Annotated in this window: 24 protein-coding genes, 1 tRNA gene and 2 pseudogenes; 17 read left to right on the top strand and 10 right to left on the bottom strand. The window is 71.0% G+C overall.

Features of this window, described 5'->3' with window-relative positions; all coding sequences use genetic code 11:
* Positions 1 to 141 precede the first annotated feature (141 nt).
* The 8 genes from OG627_RS22470 to OG627_RS22435 all read left to right on the top strand — a co-directional run bounded on the left by OG627_RS22470 (position 142) and on the right by OG627_RS22435 (position 6,367).
* Positions 142 to 624 carry an Lrp/AsnC family transcriptional regulator gene (locus OG627_RS22470; protein WP_329067814.1) on the top strand — a complete coding sequence of 161 codons (483 nt, stop codon included), beginning with the start codon at positions 142 to 144 and terminating at the stop codon, positions 622 to 624.
* 147 nt (positions 625 to 771) lie between these two features.
* Positions 772 to 1,419, top strand: a complete 648-nt coding sequence (locus tag OG627_RS22465) for an ABC transporter permease (RefSeq protein WP_329067812.1) — start codon at positions 772 to 774, stop codon at positions 1,417 to 1,419.
* A gap of 160 nt (positions 1,420 to 1,579) precedes the next feature.
* A complete protein-coding gene (locus OG627_RS22460; RefSeq protein WP_329072880.1) occupies positions 1,580 to 2,788 on the top strand; it encodes a betaine/proline/choline family ABC transporter ATP-binding protein in 1,209 nt (402 codons plus the stop codon).
* On the top strand, positions 2,785 to 3,627 hold the full coding sequence (locus OG627_RS22455) for an ABC transporter permease (protein ID WP_329067810.1): 843 nt from the start codon (positions 2,785 to 2,787) through the stop codon (positions 3,625 to 3,627). The genes OG627_RS22460 and OG627_RS22455 overlap by 4 nt, the downstream gene beginning before the upstream one ends.
* 161 nt (positions 3,628 to 3,788) lie before the next feature.
* Positions 3,789 to 4,736 (top strand): glycine betaine ABC transporter substrate-binding protein, encoded by a 948-nt coding sequence (locus OG627_RS22450; protein WP_329067809.1) that lies wholly within the window; start codon positions 3,789 to 3,791, stop codon positions 4,734 to 4,736.
* A 129-nt stretch (positions 4,737 to 4,865) separates the two neighbouring features.
* Positions 4,866 to 5,174: a hypothetical protein gene (locus tag OG627_RS22445; RefSeq protein ID WP_329067807.1), complete on the top strand. Its 309-nt coding sequence runs from the start codon at positions 4,866 to 4,868 to the stop codon at positions 5,172 to 5,174.
* Between the two features lie 108 nt (positions 5,175 to 5,282).
* Complete coding sequence (locus OG627_RS22440; protein ID WP_329067805.1) at positions 5,283 to 6,164, top strand: helix-turn-helix domain-containing protein; 882 nt, start codon at positions 5,283 to 5,285, stop codon at positions 6,162 to 6,164.
* Positions 6,161 to 6,367, top strand: a complete 207-nt coding sequence (locus tag OG627_RS22435; RefSeq protein ID WP_329067804.1) for a DUF397 domain-containing protein — start codon at positions 6,161 to 6,163, stop codon at positions 6,365 to 6,367. The genes OG627_RS22440 and OG627_RS22435 overlap by 4 nt, the downstream gene beginning before the upstream one ends.
* An 11-nt stretch (positions 6,368 to 6,378) precedes the next feature.
* Here the strand turns inward: OG627_RS22435 and OG627_RS22430 are convergent.
* Positions 6,379 to 6,738 (bottom strand): annotated as a pseudogene (locus OG627_RS22430) (hypothetical protein); the annotation flags it as partial.
* Positions 6,739 to 6,750: 12 nt separating this feature from the next.
* Between OG627_RS22430 and OG627_RS22425 the strand changes: the two are divergent.
* The 8 genes and pseudogenes from OG627_RS22425 (at position 6,751) to OG627_RS22390 (ending at position 11,027) form a co-directional block, all read left to right on the top strand.
* Positions 6,751 to 6,891, top strand: coding sequence for a hypothetical protein (locus tag OG627_RS22425; protein WP_329067802.1), 141 nt, complete (start codon positions 6,751 to 6,753; stop codon positions 6,889 to 6,891).
* Entirely contained in the window at positions 6,888 to 7,202 is a 315-nt protein-coding gene (locus OG627_RS22420; protein WP_329067799.1) for a hypothetical protein, read from the top strand. The genes OG627_RS22425 and OG627_RS22420 overlap by 4 nt, the downstream gene beginning before the upstream one ends.
* A gap of 8 nt (positions 7,203 to 7,210) precedes the next feature.
* Positions 7,211 to 7,630, top strand: coding sequence for an ATP-binding protein (locus OG627_RS22415; protein WP_329067797.1), 420 nt, complete (start codon positions 7,211 to 7,213; stop codon positions 7,628 to 7,630).
* On the top strand, positions 7,627 to 8,121 hold the full coding sequence (locus OG627_RS22410; RefSeq protein ID WP_329067795.1) for a hypothetical protein: 495 nt from the start codon (positions 7,627 to 7,629) through the stop codon (positions 8,119 to 8,121). Before OG627_RS22415 ends, OG627_RS22410 begins: the two co-directional genes overlap by 4 nt.
* A gap of 81 nt (positions 8,122 to 8,202) precedes the next feature.
* Complete coding sequence (locus OG627_RS22405; protein ID WP_329067792.1) at positions 8,203 to 9,303, top strand: radical SAM protein; 1,101 nt, start codon at positions 8,203 to 8,205, stop codon at positions 9,301 to 9,303.
* Positions 9,304 to 9,319: 16 nt separating this feature from the next.
* Entirely contained in the window at positions 9,320 to 9,448 is a 129-nt protein-coding gene (locus tag OG627_RS22400) for a hypothetical protein (RefSeq protein ID WP_329067789.1), read from the top strand.
* An 85-nt stretch (positions 9,449 to 9,533) separates the two neighbouring features.
* A complete protein-coding gene (locus OG627_RS22395) occupies positions 9,534 to 10,334 on the top strand; it encodes an aminoglycoside phosphotransferase (RefSeq protein ID WP_443073643.1) in 801 nt (266 codons plus the stop codon).
* A 181-nt stretch (positions 10,335 to 10,515) separates the two neighbouring features.
* A pseudogene (locus OG627_RS22390) lies at positions 10,516 to 11,027 on the top strand (NUDIX domain-containing protein).
* A 66-nt stretch (positions 11,028 to 11,093) separates the two neighbouring features.
* Here OG627_RS22390 and OG627_RS22385 read toward each other — a convergent pair.
* The 5 genes from OG627_RS22385 to OG627_RS22365 all read right to left on the bottom strand — a co-directional run bounded on the left by OG627_RS22385 (position 11,094) and on the right by OG627_RS22365 (position 17,308).
* The gene (locus OG627_RS22385) at positions 11,094 to 11,882 is read right to left on the bottom strand and encodes a S16 family serine protease (RefSeq protein ID WP_329067786.1); all 789 of its coding nucleotides are present in this window, start codon (positions 11,880 to 11,882) and stop codon (positions 11,094 to 11,096) included.
* Between the two features lie 104 nt (positions 11,883 to 11,986).
* Positions 11,987 to 12,628, bottom strand: a complete 642-nt coding sequence (locus OG627_RS22380) for an IclR family transcriptional regulator (RefSeq protein WP_329067784.1) — start codon at positions 12,626 to 12,628, stop codon at positions 11,987 to 11,989.
* A 487-nt stretch (positions 12,629 to 13,115) separates the two neighbouring features.
* Positions 13,116 to 14,903, bottom strand: a complete 1,788-nt coding sequence (locus tag OG627_RS22375) for a DEAD/DEAH box helicase (protein ID WP_329067782.1) — start codon at positions 14,901 to 14,903, stop codon at positions 13,116 to 13,118.
* A gap of 221 nt (positions 14,904 to 15,124) precedes the next feature.
* Entirely contained in the window at positions 15,125 to 15,703 is a 579-nt protein-coding gene (locus tag OG627_RS22370; protein ID WP_329067780.1) for a DinB family protein, read from the bottom strand.
* A gap of 93 nt (positions 15,704 to 15,796) precedes the next feature.
* A complete protein-coding gene (locus OG627_RS22365; protein WP_329067778.1) occupies positions 15,797 to 17,308 on the bottom strand; it encodes an MFS transporter in 1,512 nt (503 codons plus the stop codon).
* A 194-nt stretch (positions 17,309 to 17,502) separates the two neighbouring features.
* Between OG627_RS22365 and OG627_RS22360 the strand changes: the two genes are divergently transcribed.
* Positions 17,503 to 17,577, top strand: a tRNA-Cys gene (locus OG627_RS22360).
* A 195-nt stretch (positions 17,578 to 17,772) separates the two neighbouring features.
* On the opposite strand, the gene OG627_RS22355 is transcribed toward OG627_RS22360, so the two are convergent.
* From OG627_RS22355 to OG627_RS22340, 4 genes are all read right to left on the bottom strand, one after another.
* Complete coding sequence (locus OG627_RS22355) at positions 17,773 to 20,076, bottom strand: xanthine dehydrogenase family protein molybdopterin-binding subunit (protein WP_329067776.1); 2,304 nt, start codon at positions 20,074 to 20,076, stop codon at positions 17,773 to 17,775.
* Entirely contained in the window at positions 20,073 to 21,638 is a 1,566-nt protein-coding gene (locus OG627_RS22350) for a (2Fe-2S)-binding protein (RefSeq protein WP_329067774.1), read from the bottom strand. The genes OG627_RS22355 and OG627_RS22350 overlap by 4 nt, the downstream gene beginning before the upstream one ends.
* Complete coding sequence (locus OG627_RS22345) at positions 21,635 to 22,531, bottom strand: FAD binding domain-containing protein (RefSeq protein ID WP_329067772.1); 897 nt, start codon at positions 22,529 to 22,531, stop codon at positions 21,635 to 21,637. The genes OG627_RS22350 and OG627_RS22345 overlap by 4 nt, the downstream gene beginning before the upstream one ends.
* A gap of 293 nt (positions 22,532 to 22,824) precedes the next feature.
* Complete coding sequence (locus tag OG627_RS22340) at positions 22,825 to 24,513, bottom strand: beta-N-acetylhexosaminidase (protein ID WP_329067770.1); 1,689 nt, start codon at positions 24,511 to 24,513, stop codon at positions 22,825 to 22,827.
* Between the last annotated feature and the right edge of the window lie 24 nt (positions 24,514 to 24,537).

The raw sequence follows: 24,537 nt of genomic DNA, 5'->3' as shown, positions 1-24,537 counted from the left end.
CGCGTTTTCACTGGGCAATCTGTACAGCAGAGAGCGGGAAACACCAGACTGTTCGCACAGGATGACCATGTTTGACGGCACCAGCGGCGTTGAGTGACGCCGATGAGTTGAGTGCCGCCGACGAGCGGCAGGGAGACGGCCATGAGCATCGACGGACTCGACGGCAGGCTGATCGCGCTCCTCGCGCGGGAGCCCAGGATCGGGGTGCTGGAGGCGTCGCGCCGGCTGGGGGTGGCGCGCGGGACCGTACAGGCGCGGCTCGACCGGCTTCAATCGAATGGAGTGATCAAGGGCTTCGGCCCGACCGTCGACCCGGCGGCCCTGGGCTATCCCGTCACGGCCTTCGCCACGCTGGAGATCAAACAGGGGAAGGGCACGGCGGTACGGGCCCACTTGGCGACCGTGCCCGAGGTGCTCGAACTGCACACCACCACGGGCGAGGGCGACATGCTGTGCCGGCTCGTGGCGCGCTCGAACGCCGATCTCCAACGAGTGATCGACCGGGTTGTCGGGTTTGATGGCATTGTCCGGGCCTCCACGGCGATCGTCATGGAGAACCCGGTACCGCTGAGGATCATCCCCTTGGTGGAGCAGGCGGCGACGGACACCGACGGCGGAGCGTGACGAAAGGGCGGAGTACGGCGAAGGGCGGAGTGCGGCGAAGGCCGGAGCGTGACGAAGGCCGGAGCGTGACGAAGGGCGGACTGTAACTGATTCGCGCCGGAAAAGCGGGGCAGGTTCCAGCCAGAAGGTGAAACGAGAGGGGCATGAGTGAACTTCTGGGACTATCTCAGCAGTCGGCACCAACAACTGCTCACAGACGCGTTCCAGCACGTCAGCGCCGTCTTCCAGTGCATGGTCATCGCGACCGTGCTGGGCATCCTGATCGGGATGGCCACGTATCGCAGCCCCTGGGGCGGAAATCTGGCCATCCTCTCCACGGCCTCCCTGCTGACGATCCCCTCACTGGCCGCGATCGGTCTGCTGATTCCGCTGGTCGGTCTCGGGGTGGCCCCCACCGTGATCACCCTGACGCTGTACGGGCTGCTGCCGATCGTCCGTAACTGCATCGTCGGACTGCGCGGCGTGGATCCGGCCCTGGTGGACGCGGCCAAGGGCATCGGCATGTCCCGTACGGCCCGGATGCTCCGGGTCGAGCTGCCGCTCGCCTGGCCACCGATCCTCACCGGTATCCGGGTCTCCACCCAGATGCTGATGGGGATCGCCGCGATCGCCGCGTACGCCTCCGGGCCGGGGCTCGGCAACGAGATCTTCCGCGGGATCGCCTCGCTGGGCAGCGCCAACGCGCTCAACCAGGTCCTCGCGGGGACGATCGGCATCGTCATCCTCGCCCTGCTCTTCGACGCCGCGTACATCCTGCTCGGCCGACTGACCATCCCGAGGGGGATCCGTGTCTGAGACCTACGACTCCGAAAGCGGCGCCGGAAGCCATGCGGCGGACAGCGCCGCCCCCGGAGGGGGACCGGGGACCGACTCCGGGTACGGGTCCGGAACCGACTCCGGGTCCGGCCCAGGGGCGAGTTCGGGGGCCGGTTCGGGCGCCAGTTCAGGGGCCGGGATCCTGCTGGAGGGGCTCACCAAGCGCTACCCGGGCAGCCGGCAGCCGGCCGTGGACGACGTCCACATGGAGATCAAGCCCGGCGAGACGGTGATCCTGGTCGGCCCGTCCGGCTGCGGCAAGTCGACGACGCTGAAGATGATCAACCGGCTGATCGAGCCGTCCAGCGGCCGGATCAGGATCGGCGACGAGGACGTCACCGACATCGACCCGGTGAAGCTGCGCCGCAAGGTCGGCTACGCGATCCAGTCCTCCGGACTCTTCCCGCACATGACCGTCGCCGAGAACATCGCGCTCGTGCCCAAGATGGTCGGCTGGTCCAAATCACGGGTCAAGGACCGGGTCGAGGAGATGCTCGACCTGGTCGGGCTCGATCCGCGCGAGTTCCACGGCCGCTACCCGCGCCAGCTCTCGGGCGGCCAGCAGCAGCGGGTGGGCGTGGCGCGGGCGCTCGCGGCCGATCCGCCCGTGCTGCTGATGGACGAGCCGTTCGGCGCGGTCGACCCGATCACCCGCGACCACCTCCAGGACGAACTGATCCGGCTCCAGCACGAGCTGCACAAGACCATCGTCTTCGTCACCCACGACTTCGACGAGGCGATCAAGCTCGGGGACCGGATCGCGGTGCTGCGCGAGCAGTCGCACATCGCGCAGTTCGACACCCCGGAGGCGATCCTCACCAACCCGGCGGACGACTTCGTCTCCGGGTTCGTGGGGGCGGGCGCGGCGCTGAAGCGGCTCAATCTGACCCGGGTGCGGGAGGTGGAGATCGCCGATTTCCCCACCGTGACCGTCGAGGACCCGCTCCAGTCGATCTTCAACAAGCTGCGCTCGGGGCCGCACAACGAGCTGCTGATGCTGGACCGCAGGAACCGTCCGTACAAGTGGCTCAGGCGCGGCGACCTGATGCGCGCCAAGGGTTCGCTGGCCCGCGCGGGCCAGCTGGTGCACGACACGGTGACCAGGGACGCGACCCTGCGCGACGCGCTGGAGGCGGTCCTCACCGACAGCGGCGGGCGGGTGGCGGTGACCGGGCGGCGCGGCGAGTACATCGGGGTGGTGGACATGGAGACCCTGATGAACTCCGTGCACGAGATGCTGGAGGCCGACCGTCTGGCCGCCTTCGAGCACCAGCACGAGCAGGCCGAACTCCTCACCGGCCCACAGGGGCAGCACGGTGAGCAGTTGGAGGACGGTGCCGAGGTATGAGTTCCCCCGCGCAGGAGGAGCGTCGGTCCGGCGAACCGGACGAGAAGACCCCGCCGCTGTGGGAAGAGGAGGAGGAACCCACCCCGCCGCCCACCCCGCCGAAGCGCCGGATCACCTGGCGCAAGCTGGTGACCGTACCGGCCGTGGTCCTGGTCATCCTGCTGCTGACCTGGCTGTACATCAGCAATGTGCAGCTCGACTCGATCGCCAGGAACTCCCTGGGCGGCGGCAATGTGCAGCTGCGGCTGCGCCAGCACATCCAGCTCACCGCGATCTCCACCTTCTGGGTGCTGATCATCGCGCTGCCGCTGGGGATCGCACTGACCAGGCGCCGGCTGCGCAAGGCCGCGCCGGTGGTCACGGCGATCGCCAACGTGGGGCAGGCGGCGCCCGCCCTCGGTCTGCTGGCGCTGCTGGTGATCTGGCTGGGCATCGGGCAGTCGACGGCGATCACCGGCATGGTGATCTACGCGGTGCTCCCGGTCCTGGCCAACACGGTCGCCGGTCTGCGCGCCATCGACCCGACCCTGGTCGAGGCGTCCAAGGGCATCGGCATGTCGGCGCGCGGAACGCTGACGCGGGTGGAACTGCCGCTGGCCGTACCGCTGATCCTGGCGGGCGTACGGACGGCGCTCGTCCTGAACGTCGGTACGGCGACGCTCGCGACCTTCGGCGGCGGCGGCGGGCTCGGTGACCTGATCACCTCGGGCATCCAGACGCAGCGGATGCCGGTGCTGATCGTCGGCTCCGTACTGACGGTGTGTCTGGCGCTGATCGTGGACTGGCTGGCCTCGCTGGTGGAAGTCGTCCTCACACCGCGTGGACTGGAGGAGAACTGATGCGGCACACCCGGTTCACAGGGCGGCTGCCCGTCGGGGCACCGGCCATGGGGCGGACAGCGTCCCATGGGACATCCCCGGGGACATCGCCATCGCCGGGGACATCTCCGGGGACATCTCCGGGGCGCTCGCGGCTCGTCCGGCGCACCCTGCCCGCCGCGATGGCGCTGCTGCTGACGGGGGCGGGGCTCGCGGGCTGCGGCCTCAAGAGCGGCTCACCGATGGTCGACGACGTGAAGCCCGGCCGCCTCGGCGCGGGCCAGCCCCTCAAGGGCGCCTCGCTGACGGTCACCTCGAAGAACTTCAGCGAGAACATCATCCTCGGCGAGATGATCGGCCTGGTCTTCAAGGCGGCGGGCGCCGAGGTCCTGGACCGTACGAACCTCCCCGGCTCGATCAGCGCCCGCGAGTCGATCGTCAAGGGCGACGCCGACGCGATGTACGAGTACACGGGTACCGCCTGGATCACCTATCTGGGCCACGAGAAGCCGATCGAGAACGGCCAGAAGCAGTGGGAGGCGGTACGCGACGCCGACCGCGCGCACGGGGTGACCTGGCTGCCGCAGTCCACGCTCAACAACACGTACTCCCTCGGCATCAACCAGGCCAACAACAAGAAGTACAAGCTCAAGACGTTGTCCGACGTGGCCGCGCTGGCGAAGAAGGACCCGTCGGCGGTGACGATCTGCGTGGAGAACGAGTTCGCCTCGCGCGACGACGGCCTGCCGGGCATGCAGAAGGCGTACGGCATGAAGCTGCCCGCCGCGAACATCAAGAAGATGGACGCGGGCATCGTCTACACCCAGGTCTCGAAGGGCTCCTGCCTGCTGGGCGAGGTCTTCACGACGGACGGCCGCATCAAGTCGCTCCACCTCGACACCCTCGCGGACGACAAGCACTTCTTCCCGATCTACGACGCCGCGCCGGTGGTGCACGAGGCGACGTTCAAGAAGTACCCGGCCATCGCGAAGCTGCTCGATCCGCTGTCGAAGCGGCTGAACACGAAGGTCGCGCAGGAACTGAACGGGCTGGTGGACGTGGACGGCCAGGATCCGCACGCCGTGGCGAAGGACTGGCTGATCAAGGAGGGCTTCATCAAGAACGGCTGAGGCCCGAGGCCGACGGCGTACGCGGGAGGGGGCGGGTCCTTTGGTACGGAACGCCACCTTCACGCGACCGGAGTTCAGTAGGTTGGCGCCATGCCTTCTGTACTGATTGTTGGATATGACCCACATACGATGCCCGGGATCGACGCGGACGCTCTCCTCAAGGGCCTCGATCTCCAAATGGCCCAGTTCGAGAAGCTCGGCATCGACACGGCCACGGCCCTGATCACCCCGGACGAATCATCCGAACCGCCCCTCGTGGCGCAGCTGACCGACCGCCCGTGGGACGTGGTCCTCGTCGGCGGCGGCGTCCGCAGGCCGGAGAACCTCGTCCAGTTCGAACGCGTCCTCAACCTCACCCACCGCTACGCCCCCCAGGCCGCCGTCGCGTTCAACACCGGCATCGACGACTGCGTCGAGGCGGCGCGGCGCTGGCTCTGACCGGCGGGCCCGGCGCGGTTCTGTCCGGGATCTGTCCGGGGTGTACGCCGTGACCTTTCGCGAGGGCTGGGGGATTACGTACCGAGGTCACGTTTCGGAGGTGTACGCATGGGCGTGGACAGCGGCGGTACGGACAGCGGCGCGGCGGAGGGAACGGACGAGCCGGATTGGGAGACCGATCCGGACGACGAGTCCCGCGGCGTCATCGCGGCGGTGGGCCGGCAGATCAAGCTCTGGCGCATGTCGGAGGGGTTGAGCCAGGCCGAGTTCGGGGTGGCGATCGGGTACGGCGAGAACCAGGTCTACAAGGTGGAGGCCGGAAAACGCATCCCCCGACCGGAGTTCCTGGACAAGGCGGACACGGTCCTGAAGGCGGGCGGCAAGATCGCCGCGATGAAGCTGGACGTGATCGAGGCCAGGTATCCCAAGAAGGTCAGGGACGTGAAGAAGTTGGAGGCCAGGGCGGTCGAGCTGGGCTCCTACAACAACTCCGTCATCGACGGCCTGTTGCAGACCGAGGCGTACGCGCGGGCTGTGTTCGGAACTCGACGACCGTTGTTCACCGCAGATGAACTGGAACAGCGGGTGGCTGCGCGCATGGCACGTCAGGCGCTCGTCGACGCAGCCAAGCCGCACCCGGTCTTCAGCTTTGTGCAGTGCGAAGCGACGCTTCGACGCCCTGTCGGGGGCAGAATGGTGATGCGACAGCAGCTCGAACGCCTGCTGGAGGTGGGCAAGTTGCGGAACGTGGACCTTCAGGTACTGCCTCTGAGCCGTGAGGACAACGCAGGTCTCGATGGACCGTTCCGGCTACTCAAGCTCAATGACGGCAAGACCGTCGGCCTGAGCGAGGTCCAGCTCGTCAGCCGTGTGATCTCCGATCCCAAAGAGGCCCAGATCCTCGACATGCGCTATGGGATTATCCGAGCGCAGGCTCTCGCTCCTCGGGAGTCGCTGGCCTTTATCGAGAAAGCACTGGGAGAGACATGACCACCAAGCCTTCTACCAAGGACGGTCCCGGGCTGAACTGGTTCAAGAGCAGCTACAGCACGGCCGATGGCCCGTCCTGCGTCGAGGCCGCCGTCACCCCCGGCACCGTCCACATCCGCGACTCCAAGGACATCCACCTCCCCCACCTAGGCTTCACACCCGGCTCCTGGGGCGACTTCGTGACGTACGCGTCGAAGAACTGAGCCCGGGCCTCTCACACTTGCCCCAGGTGAGCGGCCCACTCCCGGACCCCAGCAAGATGGTCCGGTTTCAGCCCGGCGTACGGATCGGGCTGCACGAGTAGCGTCGGATGGCCGCTGGCCGCGCGTTCGGCAGCCCACGCGTGGTCGAGGGCGGTGAAGTCGTCGTCGATCCAGGCGACGGGGGCTCTGCCGAGCCAAGGGGCGACGTGGTCGCGCTTCCAGAGGTAGCCATGGGGGTGGCTGGTGGTGATCCGTGGGCGGGGAAGGTCGAGACAGGGAAAGTCGGGTAGGCCCAGGAGCGGGCCGATGATCGTGGCGGCGTCCTTGCGCCAGCTCGTGCACCACAAAGGAGTGACGAGGCTGCTGGCTACATCCCGCCGCGAATGACGACGGACCGTCAGGAGACCACCGAGGCACATCTCGTACTCACCGGTGACGACTCCGAGCGGCTGCTCGGCGAGCTGTCCCGACTGATGAGCGGTGGCGAGCCCGCGCCGCTCGACCCGATCGCGGGGACCGCATGACGGCCCCCGCCCTTGCCGGATACGCGTTCCTCGGCTTCACCTGCGCGCACCGCGTCACGACAGGCGCCGTCGTCTACGACGACCACGAATGGCGCGAGGTCTCCAACGTCCTGGACGAACGGCTGCACGCCGGCGCCCCCATCATCACGTTGGCGACCGGCGGCACGTTCATGCACGTACGGCCCTCGGCGCGGCTGCTCATCTGCGCCCACCAGATCCCCGACCCCTGCGAGCGGCACCAAACCCCCCAGCCTCTCGCCAGCCTCCCCGCGGGCTCCCCATCCCCGGTGGCCCCGGAGGGCGAGAGGTGACCAGAACCATGCCCCCCACCCCCAACGCGGGGGCCCTGATGGGCCCCCCGCCGCGGCTCGTACTCGACGCGGTTCAGGAATCCGCCAAGGCAGCCCGCGATTTCGCACGCGAGTACGTCGCGTTCCATGGACCCACCATCGGCGGCGACCTGCTCGACGACGTGCTACTCGTCGTGTCCGAGATCGTCACCAACGCCATCCGGTACGGCACGGAACCGGGCGACTCCCTGCTCGTCGCCCTCGATCACGGCCCCGACCTTGTCAGGATCGAGGTACACGACACCCGACGCGCTTCGCTCCGTTTCAAGCCGGAGTCCGTAGAGCGTCAACGGGGCCGCGGCATGTTCATCGTGGATGACCGCACAACCTGGGGCGTCCTCGACCGCCCATTCGGAAAGATCGTATGGGCAGAGGTGAAGGCATCGTGACAGTGCCGGAAGCAAAGGCACCACCCGGCCCCGGGTTCGTCGCCGGAATCCGTCCGGCGACCGGCGTGCACCACGACTACGTGTTCCCCGTCGCCCAACTGCTCGCGTACCACGCGCCGCCGCGCCTCGACAATGAGAGCGTCGACAGCATCCGTGAGGGCATGCAGGCGTTCGCCGAAGCGCTGTACCTCGGCCCGCACGACGGCCCCCCGCCGACCATCGGTCACCGCATCCGCATACGGCAGGGCACACCGTGGCTCGACTACGGCGACGGCGAGCGACGACTCGGCCTGCCTGCCACGCGGTCATGGCTGGACGTGGTCGAGGCTGGCGGGCCGGTCCGAATCCTGGTCATGTTCGACCCCCTCGCCGCCAGCGCCAACCAAGCAGCAGTCACCGAGCACGTACGCGAATGCCACGAGCGGGGCGCGATGCGCTGGGCACGACGTACCACGTCTGACCAGCGCATCGAACGGGCCGCCCCGGAGTGAGATAGACCCCGGGCCGACCCGCCGAGGCCGAGCGTAGCCGGACAAGACCTCTCCATGTCCCCCTGGCCTGTTGGAGGCGCCATGTACGACCTGATCGCAAGTCCGTTCCTGGACGACTACTTGATACTCCGCCCCGGAAACACAGCCGGGTTGAAGATCCCGGCGCACCGGTACCTCGAACTGCGCGACGCGGCATCGAACGGCACGATGCCCTCATGGCTGTCCAACCGCGTTCAGCGCACATGGGGACTCGACATCAGCCACCGCAGGCCCGGCGAGGCCCTGCTGATTCGCGAGCCATCCCCGTACGGCCACGGCCGCGCCTCATACGAGGTCAACAACGGATGCAACTGGAACTGTACCCACTGCGTTTACGGCAACAAGGTGCACGAGGGGCTCTTATGGGAACCCCGTGAGCGTCTGCTACACATCCTGCGCGACGCCGGAATCGTGTGGATCGAACTCGGCGGGGGCGAGTGCACCGTCGACCGACATTTCCCGGAGACGTACGCGCTCGCGTACGACCTCGGAATGATGGTCGAGATCCTGACGAACGGATCCACCCTGGACCGGCCGAAGATGCTCGAACTACTCACCACGCGCCGCCCGTACCGGGTAACGCTCAGCGTGTACGGTGCCACAGCAGAGACGTTCGACGGATTCACACGACGCCGCGGCGCGTTCGACCACTTCATGCGCGGCCTCTCCGCCGCCGGCGAGGCCGATCTACCGCTATCGCTGAGTGTGATCATCACGCGTCGGAACGCCCACGAGGCCGACGCCATGCGGGCACTCGCCCACCGCTACGCCTCACGGGTCCGCGAGTACGGCAACATGTCGCCCACTTTCGACGGCGGCGCCGACCCCCTCGACGAGCAGGCCCCCGAGCACATCCGCAACGAAACCCCCTTCACCGGATGCGACGCCGGCCACACGTCCTTGAACGTGAATCCCTTCGGCCTGGCGTCCGTCTGCAAAGTCTCCCGTGACCACCCGATACCACTGCTCAAAGAGGGTGTTGCGGGATTGGCGCGGCTCGGCGGCATCGCCGACCGAGCGCTTCAGCGTCAGGACGCGTGCACCGGCTGTGCGCTTCAGAAAAAGTGCACCAAGTGCATGCCCCTCGTGAAGATGTACCGCCGCGCCGACGCACCACTGAACCGCTACTGCCAACACGCCTGAGAGAGGAATTACGCACATGACCGCAACCGCTGTAGAGATCACGGCACGACCGGACACCGAGGAAGACGTCGAGGTCGTCGACCTCGACGCCGTCGCCGGTGGCGACGTCATGAGGGGCTGCGGGGACGACAACCCGTACAACTGACCCCCTCCGATCCCGAGGCCGCCCGACCCGCGCGGGCGGCCTCGGCCGCCCCGCCCGACCCCCTACACTCCCCGCCGTGGTGACCATGAGACTGCAATGGGATGACCTACCCGCCGCCACCCGCGAGGCCGTCGAGGCTCGCACCGGCCCTATCTACGCAACAGCCACCGCCGACAAGGGACTTAACAGCGAGGTTGCCGCCACCCTCGACACCCGCGCCGGCCGCGTCTTCGTCAAAGGGATGAACACCGATCACCCTCGCGCGTGGACACAGAACCGCGAGGCCACGATCAACCCTTCCGTGGCCCCCCTCGCCCCCCGCCTGCTCTGGAGGATCAACGACGGCACTTGGGATCTGCTCGGCTTCGAGCATGTCGAGGGTCGACCCGCGGACTACCGGCCGCACTCCGACGACCTGCCACTCGTCGCCGAGGCGATCATCACGCTTTCCGGCGTCAGCGCCCCGATCGACCTGGAACTGAAGCACGTCGAGCAGCGGCTCGCCGAGTACATCGACGACCCCGACGACACCGACCTACTGCGCGGCGAAACCCTGCTGCATACCGATTGGCACCCCGACAACGTGCTGATCAGCAACAACGCCGCCCGCGTCGTCGACTGGGCATGGCCGACGCGCGGCGCGGCATGGATCGACGCCGCCTGTTGGGTCGTCTGGCTCACCTCGGCCGGCCACAGCCCCGCAGACGCCGAGCAGTGGGCCGCCAAGACGCCCGCATGGTCCACCGCGCCCCGGCGGGCCCTGGACGTCTTCGCGACCGCCCAAGAGCGGCTGTGGGCCGGTATCGCCGCAGACGCGCCCGACGTCGTATGGATTCAAGACGTTGCCGCAGCAGCCGCACGCTGGACCACCTACCGTCGGCCGTAACGAGGGGCACCCATGTCTGACCCGCTCTTTCCCGCGCACGAGCTACTCACCCCCTGACGGCCGCGCCGCCCCTGTTCCCCCGAGGGGGCGGCGCGTTCGTCGTGGGTGGCGGCCAGGAGGCGGTCGGTGACCGCCTTGACCTGGTCGTAGGAGATCCGGGAGCGGTGGATCGCGGCTTAACATGCCCAACAACCCACCCGACGAAGGAAAACCCGAGGCTCAGCAGACGGAAGCCCGCTCCCAAGCCCTCAAGCCGGCGCTCGACTCGATGACCCTGCTGGTCGCGGCCGTCATCGTGCACGACAAGGCCACCAACCGCGTCGTACTCCTCCAGCGCGGCGAGAACGCCAAGTTCGGCCAGGGCATGTGGGACCTTCCCGTCGGCAAGAGCGATCCGGGAGAGCCGATCACGGAGACCGCTGTGCGCGAGCTGTACGAGGAGACGGGCCTCACCGTGAAGCCCGAGTCCCTCAAGGTCGCCCACATCATCCACGGCGCCTGGGGCGTCGAAGCCCCGAACGGCTTCCTCACGGTCGTCTTCGCCACTCACGAATGGACCGGCGAACCCGAGAACCGCGAACCCCGCAAGCACTCCCAGTCCGCTGGATCGACGCAGACGCCCTCCCCGAAGCCTTCGTCGACACCACTGCCAGCGCCCTGCGTTTCGGCTTCCCGGCGTTCCGCCAGGAGTAGGTTCGCCAGGGGTAAGCCTCATCCCGGGGACCTCCGGCCCCCGGGACCCCGGACCCCGGGCGCCGGTCAGCAGGCCGGGACCTTCTCGTTCTTCTCCAGCGCCTTGAGCGCCGATACCGCGCCCTTCAGGGTGGTGACGGGGATCAGCCGCATCCCCTTCGGCAGTTCGCTCCGCGCGTCCGCGCACTCCGCCTTCGGGACGAGGAAGACGGTCGCCCCGTCGCGTCCCGCCGCCTGGGTCTTGAGGGAGACGCCGCCGACCGCGCCGACCTCGCCGGAGCCGGAGATCGTGCCCGTACCCGCGATGGTGCGGCCGCCGGTGAGGTCGCCGCCCGAGCCGTCGCCGTCGAGCTTGTCGACGATGCCGAGCGCGAACAGGAGTCCGGCACTGGGGCCGCCGACGTCGGCGAGGTGGAGGCTGACGTCGACCGACTTGGCGTCCTTGCCGAGATAGGCGAGGGCGGCGGTCGTCGCGGAGTTCTGGGACTCGACCATGTCGTGGACGTTGCGCTTCTCGATCTCCTTGTCGGACTTGCCCGACGGGTAGACCGCCTCGCGCGGCAGTACGGCGCGGTCGGTGCGGAACCAGCCCTCGACCACGTCGCCGAAGTCGACGTCGGTGGACGGGCCGGTCGCCTCGATCGTCGTCATCCGCAGCTGGCCCTCGGTCTTCCGGGTGGCCGTGCCGCTGACGGTGATGACCTCCCGGCCCTCGTTCGCGCCGAGGACGTTCGCCGTCATCCCCGGCTGCGCCACGGCGTACGGCAGCGGTGCCACCCCGACGACGACGAACAGCGCGACGATCGGGACGGCGCAGAGGATGAGGGCCGTGGGGCGCGAGAGGCGAGAAAGCACGGTGTCAATCTATCTGTCGCGCGCTATGTCCCGCGCCGAGCCCGGCGGGAGGGGCCGGGTCACGGGCGTGCGGGGTGCGGGGGGGGTGCGGGGCCCCGCCACCGTCAGCGCAGCGCGTCCGCCACTTCCCTCGCCGCGTCGACCACGCGCGGGCCGACCCGTTCCGGTACGGCGTCCGCGAGCATCACCACGCCCACGCTGCCCTCGATCCCCGTCACCCCGACCAGCGCCGCCGCCGCCCCGCTGGCGCCCGCCTCCAACTCGCCGTGGGTGAGAGTGCAGCGCGGCTCGCTGAGTACGTTCTGCCGGGCGGCGAGGATCGCCCGCCCCGCCGCGCCCCGGTCGAGCGAGTGGCGGAATCCGGTCCGGTAGGCGACGTGGTAGTCGGTCCAGGTCGGCTCGACGACGGCCACGGCCAGCGCCTCCGCCCCGTCGACGAGCGTCAGATGCGCGGTGGCCCCGATGTCCTCGGCGAGGGAGCGCAGGGCGGGCAGGGCGGCCTCCCGTACCAGCGGGTGCACCTGCCGGCTCAGCCGCAGCACCCCGAGGCCGACCCTGGCCCGGCCGCCGAGGTCGCGGCGGACCAGGGCGTGCTGTTCGAGCGTGGCGAGCAGCCGGTAGACGACGGTCCTGTTGACGCCGAGTTTGGTGGACAGTTCGGTCACGGTCAGGCCGTGATCGGTGTCGGCGAGCAGCTTGAGGACCCGTAGCCCTCGGTCGAGCGTCTGGGAGGTCTCCGCGGTCACGACGCCCTCTCCTTCGGAGTGAGGATTCAAAAGTGAGTGACGCCGGCACTCTCACGGCCCGCGGCACCGGTCCCGTCGGCGACACACGGAGAGGCCACCGATGGGCCGGGGCACCACCGGACGCGCTGCGCGGCGAAGTTGCCACGCAGAGTTCACATTGCGGGGACAGTAACCATGGACACCGCTCAGCGGAAGACCTCGTCCAGAATCCGGGCACAGGAGGCTACGGAACGGTGACCGTGCGGAGTTGATCTTCCAGGCCCGAACGGCGCCACCGATGGATCGCGAACGGACCGCGAACGGACCGTATCCGTCACGCGGAAGGGCCGATTCGGGCGACGTATCCGGTTGTGTCAGGACACGTCTGTGGCCGTTGCCCGCGCGGGCAACGGCCACAGACGTACACGCTCCTACGATTTCCCGTCACTCAGCGCTACGGCGTCTGACGCATATCTTTACGCCGTCACCGCATTCGCCCACACACGCCTCAGCGCATCCGGGTGGCCCATTCGCCCACCTTCGCGATCCGCTCCCGCAGCTGTCCCGCCGTCGCCTCGGCGCTCGGCGGCCCGCCGCAGACCCGGCGCAGCTCGGTGTGGATCACGCCGTGCGGCTTGCCGCTCTGGTGGACGTAGGCGCCGACCATGGTGTTGAGCTGCTTGCGCAGCCCCAGCAGTTCCTTGTGCGAGACGACCGGCCGCTTCTCGGCGGGCAGCTCCAGCAGATCCGCCTCGGCGTCGGGCTTCTTGCGGCTGTGCGCGATCTGCCGGGCCTGGCGCTTCTGGAGCAGCATCTGCACCTGGTCGGGCTCCAGCAGCCCGGGAATGCCGAGGTAGTCCTGCTCCTCCTCGCTGCCCGGGTGCGCCTGCATGCCGAACGCGGCGCCGTCGTACATGACCCGGTCGAAGACGGCGTCCGACTCCAGCGCCTCGAAGGAGAACTCCTCCTGCTCGCCGGTGTCCTCGTCCTGGAGCTTCTCGGCCTCCGCCAGATCCTTCTCGGACTCGGCGTAGGGGTCGTCCTCGCCCTTCTTCGGCTTGTCGAGCACATGGTCACGCTCGACCTCCATCTCGCTCGCGAAGCCGAGGAGACCGGGGATGGTCGGCAGGAAGACCGAGGCGGTCTCGCCGCGCCGCCGGGAGCGCACGAAACGGCCGACGGCCTGCGCGAAGAAGAGCGGGGTGGAGATGGTGGTGGCGTACACGCCGACGGCGAGCCGCGGTACGTCGACGCCCTCGGAGACCATGCGGACCGCGACCATCCAGCGGTCGTCGTTGGCGCTGAACTCGTCGATCCGTTTCGACGCCCCGGTGTCGTCGGAGAGGACGACCGTCGCCTTCGTCCCGGTGATCTCGCGGATGATCTTGGCGTAGGCGCGCGCCGAGTCCTGGTCGCTGGCGATGACCAGCGCGCCTGCGTCGGGGATGCCCTTGCGGACCTCGGTGAGGCGCTGGTCGGCGGCGCGCAGCACGTTGGGCATCCAGTCGCCGCGCGGATCGAGCGCGGTGCGCCACGCCTGCGAGATGGCGTCCTTGGTCATGGGCTCGCCGAGCTTGGCGGCGATCTCGTCACCGGCCTTGGTGCGCCAGCGCATGTTGCCGCTGTAGCTGAGGAAGATGACGGGCCGGACGACGCCGTCGCCGAGCGCGTTGCCGTATCCGTACGTGTAGTCGGCCGAGGAGCGCCGGATGCCGTCGTTGCCCTCCTCGTACGCCACGAACGGGATCGGGTTGGTGTCCGACCTGAACGGCGTGCCGGTCAGCGCGAGCCGCCGGGTCGCGGGCTCGAACGCCTCCAGGCACGCCTCGCCCCAGGACTTGGAGTCGCCGGCGTGGTGGATCTCGTCGAGGATGACCAGGGTCTTGCGCTGCTCGCAGCGGTTGCGGTGCAGCATGGGGCGCACGCCGACACCGGCGTAGGTGATGGCGACGCCGTCGTACTCCTTGCTCACCGGCCCGGCGCTGTACTCCGGGTCGAGCTTGATCCCTATCCGCGCGGCGGCCTCGGCCCACTGCTTCTTGAGGTGCTCGGTGGGCGCGACGACGGTCACCTGCTGCACGACGTGGTGGTGCAGCAGCCAGGAGGCCAGGGTCAGCGCGAAGGTCGTCTTCCCGGCGCCGGGGGTCGCGACGGCGAGGAAGTCGCGCGGCTGCGTCTCCAGATATCGGCCGAGGGCGGTCTCCTGCCAGGCACGCAGCTTGTTGGCGGTGCCCCAGGGGGCGCGGCCCGGGAAGGCGGGCGAGAGGTGGTGGGAGGAGGAGGCGGTAGTAGTCACGGTCTCCGGTTCGGGCTCTCGGGGTCGGCACGCGTGGGTACCGCGTGGGCGGGGTCCGCACGTACGAGGACCGGGCCACCCTACCCGCGAGGGGGCCCGGTCCTCGTATGAACCGAGGCCCGGACCGGCAGGTGCGACGGGCGCCACACTCGGGCGGGCGCGGGGAGCGCGCCGGATCAGGAGGGCGCCGGATCAGGGAGGGCGCCCCGCCCCGACGGGTCCTACCCCATGCTCTTGGCGCCGTCGAGAGACTCACGGATGATGTCGGCGTGGCCCGCGTGCTGGGCAGTCTCGGAAACGATGTGCATCAGCACCCGGCGGACCGACCACCGCGCACCGGGTTCGGACCACGGCGACTTCGGCAGCGGCCACGAGACGTCCAGGTCGGGCACGCCGGCCACCAGTTCGTCCGTCCGCGAGGCCGCTTCCGCGTAGTCGGCCAGCGCACCGGCCAGCGTCTCCCCGGGCAGCAACCGGAACCCCTCGGCCCGACGTGCCCAGTCGGCGTCGGTCATCGCGGTGAAGTCGGGCATGGCCGACGGGCCGTTCAGGATGAAGTGCCCCCAGGCCCGTTCGACCTCCGTGACGTGCTTGATCAGGCCGCCCAGGCACAACTCGCTGGCGGTGGTCCGCAGACGGGCCCCGTCATCGGCGAGGTCACGGGTCGTGAAGCGCAGGAGATGCCGCTGCTTGGCCAGTGCCGCAAGCCAGTCGGCGCGCTCGCCCGTAACGGACGGATGCTCACCCGTGACAGCCGGACGCTCGCCCGGGTCGCTGTTGGTCGGCTCGTTGCCGGTCATGGTCTCAGCCTCTCGGTGTTCCTGTTCCGCTTGCCGGGACCACGCTAGAGACGATGTAGGTCAGCCGGTGGCCTAAGGGCGTGTTCGCGGCGTTCAGCGTGCCGGCACCCGCACCCGCGTGGCCACCCACACCCCCGCCAGCGCCACCGCCGCCATCGGCAGGAAGACCGCCACGAAGGCCGCCGGGTGGGAGCCCGTGGCGGCGTCGGCTGTGGTGGCGTGGGCGCCCACCGCGCCGCCGCCGAGGGCGGCGAAGGCCGCGCCGCCCGCCGCCAGCAGGAGGACGTTGGACAGGCCGTCGGAGATCTGGAGCGCGGCGGAGTTGGCGCCCGCCTCCTCCGGCGCCGACAGCTTGAGCAGCAGCACGCTCGTCGAGGAGATCACCGCGCCCATGCCGAGGCAGCCGAGGCCCCAGCCCGCCGCCAGGACCCAGACGGGCACGGCCGCGATCAGTACGGTCGGCGCGATGACGATGGCCAGCGCGACCAGCACCATCCCGCCCGCCATCAGCCGCTCGCGGTACGGCTCCAGGCGCGGCCTGGACTGTACGTACGAGCCGAACGCCCACGTCGCCCCGCCGAGCGCCAGCGAGAGCCCGGCCATCGTCGGCGACAGGCCGCGCTGGGTGACCAGCATGAGCGGTACGAAGCTCTCGGCGGCGACGAACGCCCCGGAGGCCACGCCACGCAGCAGCACCACGGACGGCAGCCCGCGCGCCGCCCGCCAGGTGCCGGCCGGCAGCAGCCCGAGGACGGCGGGAACGAGGCACGCGACCCCGGCCGCCGCCGGGACGAGCGAGAGCGGGCGCAGGTCCTGGCCCGCGTACTGGAGCAGCGCCGCGCCCAGGGATATGGCCAGCGCGAGCCGGATCCGGTGCCGGTCGAAGGCGGGCGCGGGCGCCGTCGTGTCGGCGGGGCCCGAGGCCCTCGCCCGGATCGCGGGCAGCGCGAGCGCCAGCGGCGGGACGACGAGCACGGGGATGCCGATGAAGACCCAGCGCCAGCCGAGGTGCTCGGTCACGGTCCCGGAGGCGAGCGGCCCGACCACGGAGGGGATCACCCAGCTCGCGGCGAACCCGGCCATGATCGCCGGCCGCAGCCGTTCCGGATACGCGCGGCTGACCACGACGTACAGCGCGACGATGACCAGCCCGCCGCCGACGCCCTGGACGGCGCGGCCGAGGATGAACAGCCACATCGCGGTCGCCGTCCCGGACAGCAGCAGCCCGGCGCCGAACGCCCCGATCCCGGCCGCGAGCGGCGCGAGCGGCCCGCTGCGGTCGGCCCACTGGCCGGAGAACACCATCGCGAAGAGGCTGGTGGTGAAGTACGCGGAGAAGGCGAACGCGTACAGCGGAATCCCGTTCAGCTCCCGCGCCGCCACCGGCATCGCGGTCCCGACGGCGGTCGCCTCGAACGCGATCAGCAGCACGACGGAGACGATCCCCACGCTGAGCGCCCGGTGCTCCGGCCCCAGCACGCCGCTCGCGCGCGGCAGCGAGGACGCGGGGGTGGTGGAGGCCGCGGAGGTGGCGGAGGTGGGAGGAACAGCAGGTGAGGGACGGTCCGGCGCGACGGCGGCGTCGCCTGGGTCAGGGGCGGTCATGGCCTCAGCGTAAGGGCCGTAGTCCACCGTGAACCCTGTCGCGCGACGTATCCGCGCTGGTCCCTTGGGCGTACGACCACGTCCCCCCGTCCATGAACGGCATATGGCAGTCGCGTTGCACGCCGCCCGGCCCCCTTGAGCCCGGCGGCCGGGCCGCCTACCTTCGGAAGGGCAAGGAGAACAGCTAAGGACACGGCCGTGTGCCCGAGTGGTTCAGGGACTCGCCTGCAAAGCGAGTTACGCGGGTTCGATTCCCGCCACGGCCTCCACGCACCACCACCCACCGCCCCGGCGGTGTGCCCGAGTGGTTCAGGGACTCGCCTGCACGGCATCCATCGGCAGGCTCCGCCTGCGGAGAGTTACGCGGGTTCGATTCCCGCCACGGCCTCAGCGGAAAGCGGCAGAAGCCCGCGAACGACGGAAGTGAGAGCGGCCGCCCCCACCCGGGGCGGCCGCTCTCGCGTTCACGGCGCCGCCACCGCCGCCTGCGGGCGGATCGGGAGGCGGCTGATCGGGCGGCCCGTCGCCGCGCGGACCGCCGAGGCCACCGCCGCCGGGGCGGTGACGACCGGGGCGGCGCTGGCCGGTTTGGCGCCGAAGGGGGCCACCACGTCGCGTTCCTCGACGAGCTTGACGATGCGGATGTCCGGCGCGTCGAGCGAGGTCGGCAGGGCGTAGCCGGTGAGGTCGGGGCGGCGGATGACGCCCCGGTTGGTGCGGAGGTTCTCGGTGAGGGCGGTGCCGATGCCCTGGGTGATGCCGGCCTCGATCCGGGTGGCGAGCTGGGCCGGGTTGAGGACGCGGCCGACGTCCTGGGCGACGGCCATCTCCACGACGCGGATCGAGCCGAGCTCGATGTCGACGTCGACGACCGCGCGGATCGCGCAGAAGGCCATGCCCACGAAGGCGTCGCCCTGGCCCGAGGCGTCCAGGGGTTCGGTGGGGTGGGGGCGGCACTGGGCGGTGGCCCAGAGTTCCTTGCCGTCCATCGCCTCGGTGACCGTGGTGGACAGCACCCCGTCGTACGAGGTGATCTTGCCGTCGGTGATCTGGAGCAGCTCGGTGGACATGCCGAACTTGTGCGCCAGCGGCTGGAGGAGCTGGGTGCGGACCATCTTCGCCGCCCGTTCGACCGCGCCGCCCGAGACCCAGGTGTGGCGCCCGTGGGCGGCCGGTCCCGCCGGGGGCTGGTCGGTGTCGACGGAGGCGACGTGGACCTCTTCGATGCCCAGCGTCTCCTGCACGACCTGGCGGGCGAGGGTGGCGAAGCCCTGGCCGGTCTCGACGGCCGCGCAGATGACCGTGGCCACTCCGTCGTGGACCTTGACGGTGGCGGTGGAGACCTCGTCCGCGCCCTCGGCGCCGAGCATGTGGACCATGCCCAGCGCGTAGCCGACCCCGCGCCGTACCGCGCCGGGCTCGCCCGCGCCCTCCGGGCCGCCGGGCAGCAGCCAGGCCGCCTCCGGGGTGTCCTTGGGGAGCGGGGGCAGCGGGAACTCCCGTACGGCCGTGAGCAGTTCGGCCACGGGTGCCGGGCAGGTCACCGTCTGTCCGGTGGGCAGGATGTCGCCGGTGGCGAGGACGTTGCGCAGTCGCAGCTCGGCCGGTTCCAGACCGAGCTTGGCGGCGAGCTTGTCCATCTGGCCCTCGTACGCGGCGCACACCTGCATCGCGCCCTCGCCGCGCACATGGCCGGAGGGCGGGTTGTTGGTGCGGACGGCCCAGCCCTCGATGAAGGCGTGCGGGACGACGTACGGGCCGCAGGCGAAGGCGACGGCCGCCGCGAGGGACTCGGAGGAGTCGTCGGCGTACGCGCCCGCGTCCAGCAGGATCTGCGCCTCGACCTTGACGAGGCGGCCCTCGGCGTCCGCGTGGTGGCGGTAGCGCAGCAGGGTGGGGTGGCGGTGGGCGTGGCCGAGGAAGGACTCCTCGCGGGTGGCGGCGAGTTTGACCGGGCAGCCGGTGCGCAGGGCGAGCAGGCCCAGCGGGATCTGGAAGCCGGGGTCCTCGCGGTCGCCGGTGGCGCCGGGGACGCCGGTGACGACGACCTTCACGCGCTCGGGGTCGAGCCCGAAGCAGGCGGCGGCCAGATCGCGGTCGGTGTGCGGGTCGGTGGACGCGGTGTAGATCTCGACGCCGCCGTCCGGTCTCGGCACGGCGAGGCCCGCCTCGGCGCCGATGGGCGCCGGGTCCTGGCGGCCGATGCGGTAGAGCCCCTCGACGACGACCTCGCCGGTGATCCCGGGGTCGCCGTAGCGCAGCGGGATGTGCCGGATCAGGTTGCCGTCGGGGTGCAGCGGCTCGGCGGCGAACGCCTTCTCGGGGTCGGTGACCGGGTCGAGCACCTCGTACTCGACGGCGATGGCGGCGGCGGCGAGCCGGGCCGTGTCGGGGTGGTCGGCGGCGACGGCGGCGATGGCCTCGCCGTGGTGGCGCACGACGTCGGCGGCGAAGACGGGCCGGTCGGCGACGCGCCTGCCGTACGCCGAGTCGCCGGGGACGTCCTCGTGGGTGACGACGGCCCGTACGCCGGGCATTTCGGCGGCGGCGGCCGTGTCGATGGAGACGATGCGGGCGTGCGGGTGCGGGGCGCGCAGGATCGCGGCCCACAGCAGTCCCTCGGCCCACAGGTCGGCGGCGTACGGGAAGGTGCCCTCGGTCTTCGCGCGCGCGTCGGCCGGGGGGAGGGACGCACCGAGGCCGTGCGCGGGCGGCTCCTGCTGCGGGCCGTCGAGCGTCGGGGCCCCGGTGGCCGCGTCGTTGCTCACGCCATGCCTCCGTCGGGCGAGTGCGGGTTGTGCTGCTGGTTCGGGGAGTGCTGCGGGTTCGGGGAGTGCTGCTGGTGCCCGGCGGGGTGCCGGGGGTGCGTGCCGCCGCCGCCCGGCGGCGCCTGGTGCGGTACGCGGGCCTCCTCGGAGGCAGCCGCGGCGGCCTCCGCGCTCGCCCTGCGCTCGGCGACGACCTCGTCGACCGCGTCGAGCACGCCCCGGTAGCCGGAGCAGCGGCAGAGGTTGCCGCAGAGCGCCTGGCGGGTCTCCAGTTCGCTGGGGGCGTGGTTGCCCTCCAGCAGGTCGTGGACGGTCATGGCCATGCCGGGGACGCAGAAGCCGCACTGCACCGCCCCGCACTTGGCCAGCGCCCGCTGGACGTCGGAGGGTTCGCCGTCGGCGGCCAGCCCCTCGACCGTACGGACCTCGGAACCGGCCGCCGTGGCGGCGGGGACGAGGCAGGAGGCGACCAGCCGGCCGTCGACCTGGACGTTGCACGCGCCGCACTCGCCCTGCGAGCAGCCGTCCTTGGCGCCCGCGAGGCCGAGGCGTTCGCGCAGCACGTACAGGAGCGACTCGCCGATCCAGGCGTCGGTGACGGGCCGGTCGGCGCCGTTGACGCGCAGGACGTAGGAGCCGGCCGGGTGTTCGGCGCTGTCGTTGCTGCTGGTGAGGGGCGCGGGCTCGGCGACGGGCTCGGGTTCGGGGGCCGGGCCCGGCTCGGGCACGAGCCCGGCCAGGTCCTCCGGCGCGGCCTCGTCGTGGACGGCCAGCTCGTGCACGGCGGCGGTCTCGTGGACCTCGGCCGGTTCGTGCACGACGGCCGTGGACTCGTGGACGGCGGCGGGCTCAAGGGCCTCAGCCCCGGCCCCGGCCTCGGTGTCGTCCGGTCCGGCGGTCCCGCCCAGGGCTTCCGGTGCGGTCTCCTCCGTGGCCCAGGGGGCCGTGGCGCCGCCCGGCAGCGTCGCGGCCGGCGGCCCGCCCTCCCACGAGGACGTCAGCATCGAGGTGCTGAACTCGCCCGACTCGTCGGGAAGATCACCCTGGGCGACCGGGATCGTCCACTGGCCGGTCGGCTCGGGGGCGCCGGTGCTCTCGCCGCCGCTCCCGCCGTCGCCGGCCCCGGGACCGGAGTCCGGCACGACCTCGCTGAAGTTCCAGTGGCTCGTGCCCTGCGGCGCGTAGCCGCCGGGGCCGTAGCCCCCGTGCCCGTACCCGCCCTGTCCGTAGCCGGATCCGTCGTGCCCCACGCCGCTCTGCTGCGGCTCGGGCCACTGCGTGCCGTCCGCCCCGGCGACCGGCTGCGCGGCCCAGCCGCCCGGCGCCGACAGGTCGCCCGCGGCCGGGTCGCCGTGCGTCAGCGGGTCGATGCTCGGCGGTACGTAACCGTGCCCCGGCGCGGCCAGCGGCGCGTCCAGGGCGTCCTCCGGGGGCAGATGTACGAACGCGGTCGACTCGCCGTCGTACTCACCGCCCTGCGGGACCGGCTGCCAGCCGCCCGGTCCGCCGGGGGACCCTGAGCCGGAACCGGGGCCGGAACCGGGGTTCTCATTGGTGGTCACGACAACGCCCTCCCCAGTGCCCGTCGGGCCAGCGCGGCGACCGTACGCCGCAGATGCAGTATGGCGGCAGACGGCGGTGGCGCCTCTCCCCCGTCGGCCGGTGGCGCCTGATCCGGGATGCAGGCGGCCGCGACGTACTCGCCGAAGGCGGCGAGCGCCTCCTGCGCGAGCCCCCGCGCGCCGTCCCAGTCGATCAGCGAGGCGATCCAGCGCTCCGCCTCCAGCGGGCGCAGCGGCATCGGCGCGATCGCGCCGACCGCGCAGCGCACGCCGCGCCGCGCCGGGTCGAGCACGACGGCGACGGACGCGGTGGCCCGGCCGGGACCGGTGCGCCCGGTCGCCTTGAGGAAGACCTGTGGCGCGTGCAGCAACGGCACGCGGACGAAACCGATCAGCTCGGCGGGCCCGAGCATCTCCCGGCCGGCCAGCAGATACGAAACAGGAATTTCACGTCGGGCGCCGTCGGGACCCGCGACCACGAGGTCGGCTTCGAGCGCGGCGAGTACGGGCAGGGCGTCGCCGGTCGGGGCGGCGCTGGCGATATTGCCGCCGAGCGTGCCCGCGTTACGGATCTGCGGCGGGCCCGCGGCGCGCGCCGACGCGGCGAGCGCGGGGATCAGGGCCGCGAAGTCGGGCCTGCCCATGCGCGCGTGGGTCAGACCGGCGCCGAGCAGCGCGTGGCCGTCCTGGTAGTGCCAGCCGCGCAGTTCGCTGATCCGGCCGAGGCCGACGAGTCCCGCGGGCCGCAGCTGGCCTTTGTTGACCGCCGCCATCAGATCGGTTCCCCCCGCGACGGGCACGGCGGCGGGCATCGCGGTGAGCGCCGCCACGGCCTCGTCGAGCGAGGCCGGCAACGTCACGAACTGCGCCGTTTGCGGTGCGTGCGTGGTCAACCCAGCTGCCCCTTTCCGGTGTCCCGGTCTCCCGCCTGTGTTGCCGTACCGTACGTGCTCACAGTCGGGACGTGGCAACTCTGGCACATCTTCCGGACCTGCCGACGCGAGGGTCCACGAAGGACGCATCCGTCCCCGGCCAGGGGGAAGGTCCGCATTCGCGCCTCTTCGGCGTCACATGTGAAATGCCGCCCTTCTGCGGCTCTTGGGTGACTTGTCCGCACGCACCGGGCGAGTTCACACGGTCGGGTCACACCGGATCACGTCGGGGCACAGGCTCGGGGCACCTCGGGTCACATGACGGGCGGCGGCCCGTCCAGGGGGCGCCCCAGAACTCCGGGCCGTCGCTGCCAGGGCAACGGGCCGCCGGGCGGCCGGTATTCGACCCCCAGGGCGTCCAGCCGCCGGTAGTGCTCGGCCATCCGCTGTTCGAAGTCGGCGAAATCACGCTCACCGGGGGCCGGGAGGGCCGACCAGGCGACCTCGGCGAAGGCCGCGAGCCGGGGGAAGACCTGGTAGTCGACGCGGGAACGGTCCTGCATCACCTCGGTCCAGACGTTGACCTGGGTACCGAGCACATGGACCGCCTCCTCCGCGGTGAGCTGCGGGGGAACGGGCTCGAAACGGTAGACGTCCTCCAGGGTGCGCACGTAGCCGATGGGCATCGGTTCGTCGTCGCCCGGTGCCTGACGGTGGTCCAGGTACACCTGCTGCTCGGGGCACATGACGACGTCGTGGCCCGCCCTGGCGGCGGCGATGCCGCCCGCGTACCCGCGCCAGGACGACACGGCGGCCCCCGGGGACAGACCGCCTCCCGCGGCGCCGCCCTCCAGGGTTCCGCCCTCCAGGATCTCGTCCCAGCCGATGAGGCGCCGGCCGCGCGCGGCGAGCCACTGGTCGAAGTGGCGGATGAACCACCCCTGGAGCGCGTCCTCGTCGGCCAGCCCCAGCTCCTTGATCCGCGCCTGGGCGGCCGGGGACGCCCGCCACTGGTCCTTGGGGCACTCGTCGCCGCCGACGTGGATGAACGGCGACGTCGCGGCGGGAAAGACGTCGAGGAGTTCCTCGAACACGTCCTCGTAGAAGCGCAGGACGCCCTCGGTGGGGGCGAGTACGTGGGGGCTGACGCCCCAGCTGTCCCAGACGGTCAGGGCGGCCGTGTCGACCGCGTCGGTGTTCCCGAGTTCCGGATACGCGGCGATGGCGGCCTGCGAGTGCCCCGGGATCTCGATCTCGGGGACGATGGTGATGTGCCGCTCGGCGGCGTACGCGACGATCTCGCGGAGGTCGTCCTTGGTGTAGTAACCGCCGTGCGGTTTCTCCTCCCACAGCTCCGAGGCACGGTGACCCCAGCGCGTACGGGCACGCCACGCACCGGTTTCGGTCAGCTTCGGGTGGCTCTCGATCTCGATCCGCCAGCCCTGGTCATCGGTGAGATGGAAGTGGAAGACGTTCAGCTTGTGGGCGGCCAGCAGGTCCAGATGGCGCAGGACGCCGTCCTTGGGCGTGAAGTGCCGGCACACGTCGAGCATCAGCCCCCGCCAGGCGAACCGGGGCGCGTCCTCGATGACCCCGGCCGGTACGGACCACTCCCGCCCGGCGCCGACGGGCGCCGCGCGGTACGCGTCGGGGCCGAGCAGCTGACGCAGCGTCTGCGCGCCCCAGAAGACGCCGGCGGCGCCGCCGCCCGCGATCCGGACCTCGGCGTCGTCCACGGTGATCCGGTAGCCCTCGGGCCCCAGTTCGCGCCCGGCGGCCGGGTCGATCTCCAGGACGATCCGGTTGTCGGCGGCCTCGGAGACCGCCGCGTCCGGAAACGGCAGCCCGGTCGCCGCGCCCACGTACGCACGCAGCCAGCGCGCGACCCCCTCCGTACCGGCGCCCGCCTCGACGGTGGTCTCGCCGTCGAGGGGAAACGCCGCTCCGCCGCCACCGCCGCGCGGTGCCGGCCAGCTGCGCAGGGGCTCGGGAATCAGGTCCATGTCGTCCTTCCTTGGGGCGAGTTC

The organism is Streptomyces sp. NBC_01429 (genome assembly GCF_036231945.1).
Taxonomy (GTDB): domain Bacteria; phylum Actinomycetota; class Actinomycetes; order Streptomycetales; family Streptomycetaceae; genus Streptomyces.
The sequence above is the reverse complement of the archived record's forward strand: the minus strand, read 5'-3'. Positions and strand labels throughout refer to the sequence as shown.

Bases quoted from the DNA above. Each gene is read 5' to 3' on its own strand.
- OG627_RS22365 (WP_329067778.1), bottom strand. From the start codon at position 17,308: ATGACCGCCCCTGACCCAGGCGACGCCGCCGTCGCGCCGGACCGTCCC.
- OG627_RS22425 (WP_329067802.1), top strand. From the start codon at position 6,751: ATGACGACGGACCGTCAGGAGACCACCGAGGCACATCTCGTACTCACC.
- OG627_RS22415 (WP_329067797.1), top strand. From the start codon at position 7,211: ATGCCCCCCACCCCCAACGCGGGGGCCCTGATGGGCCCCCCGCCGCGG.
- OG627_RS22440 (WP_329067805.1), top strand. From the start codon at position 5,283: ATGGGCGTGGACAGCGGCGGTACGGACAGCGGCGCGGCGGAGGGAACG.
- OG627_RS22450 (WP_329067809.1), top strand. From the start codon at position 3,789: ATGGCGCTGCTGCTGACGGGGGCGGGGCTCGCGGGCTGCGGCCTCAAG.
- OG627_RS22405 (WP_329067792.1), top strand. From the start codon at position 8,203: ATGTACGACCTGATCGCAAGTCCGTTCCTGGACGACTACTTGATACTC.
- OG627_RS22400 (WP_329067789.1), top strand. From the start codon at position 9,320: ATGACCGCAACCGCTGTAGAGATCACGGCACGACCGGACACCGAGGAA.
- OG627_RS22340 (WP_329067770.1), bottom strand. From the start codon at position 24,513: ATGGACCTGATTCCCGAGCCCCTGCGCAGCTGGCCGGCACCGCGCGGC.
- OG627_RS22470 (WP_329067814.1), top strand. From the start codon at position 142: ATGAGCATCGACGGACTCGACGGCAGGCTGATCGCGCTCCTCGCGCGG.
- OG627_RS22435 (WP_329067804.1), top strand. From the start codon at position 6,161: ATGACCACCAAGCCTTCTACCAAGGACGGTCCCGGGCTGAACTGGTTC.
- OG627_RS22420 (WP_329067799.1), top strand. From the start codon at position 6,888: ATGACGGCCCCCGCCCTTGCCGGATACGCGTTCCTCGGCTTCACCTGC.
- OG627_RS22455 (WP_329067810.1), top strand. From the start codon at position 2,785: ATGAGTTCCCCCGCGCAGGAGGAGCGTCGGTCCGGCGAACCGGACGAG.
- OG627_RS22445 (WP_329067807.1), top strand. From the start codon at position 4,866: ATGCCCGGGATCGACGCGGACGCTCTCCTCAAGGGCCTCGATCTCCAA.
- OG627_RS22370 (WP_329067780.1), bottom strand. From the start codon at position 15,703: ATGACCGGCAACGAGCCGACCAACAGCGACCCGGGCGAGCGTCCGGCT.
- OG627_RS22395 (WP_443073643.1), top strand. From the start codon at position 9,534: ATGAGACTGCAATGGGATGACCTACCCGCCGCCACCCGCGAGGCCGTC.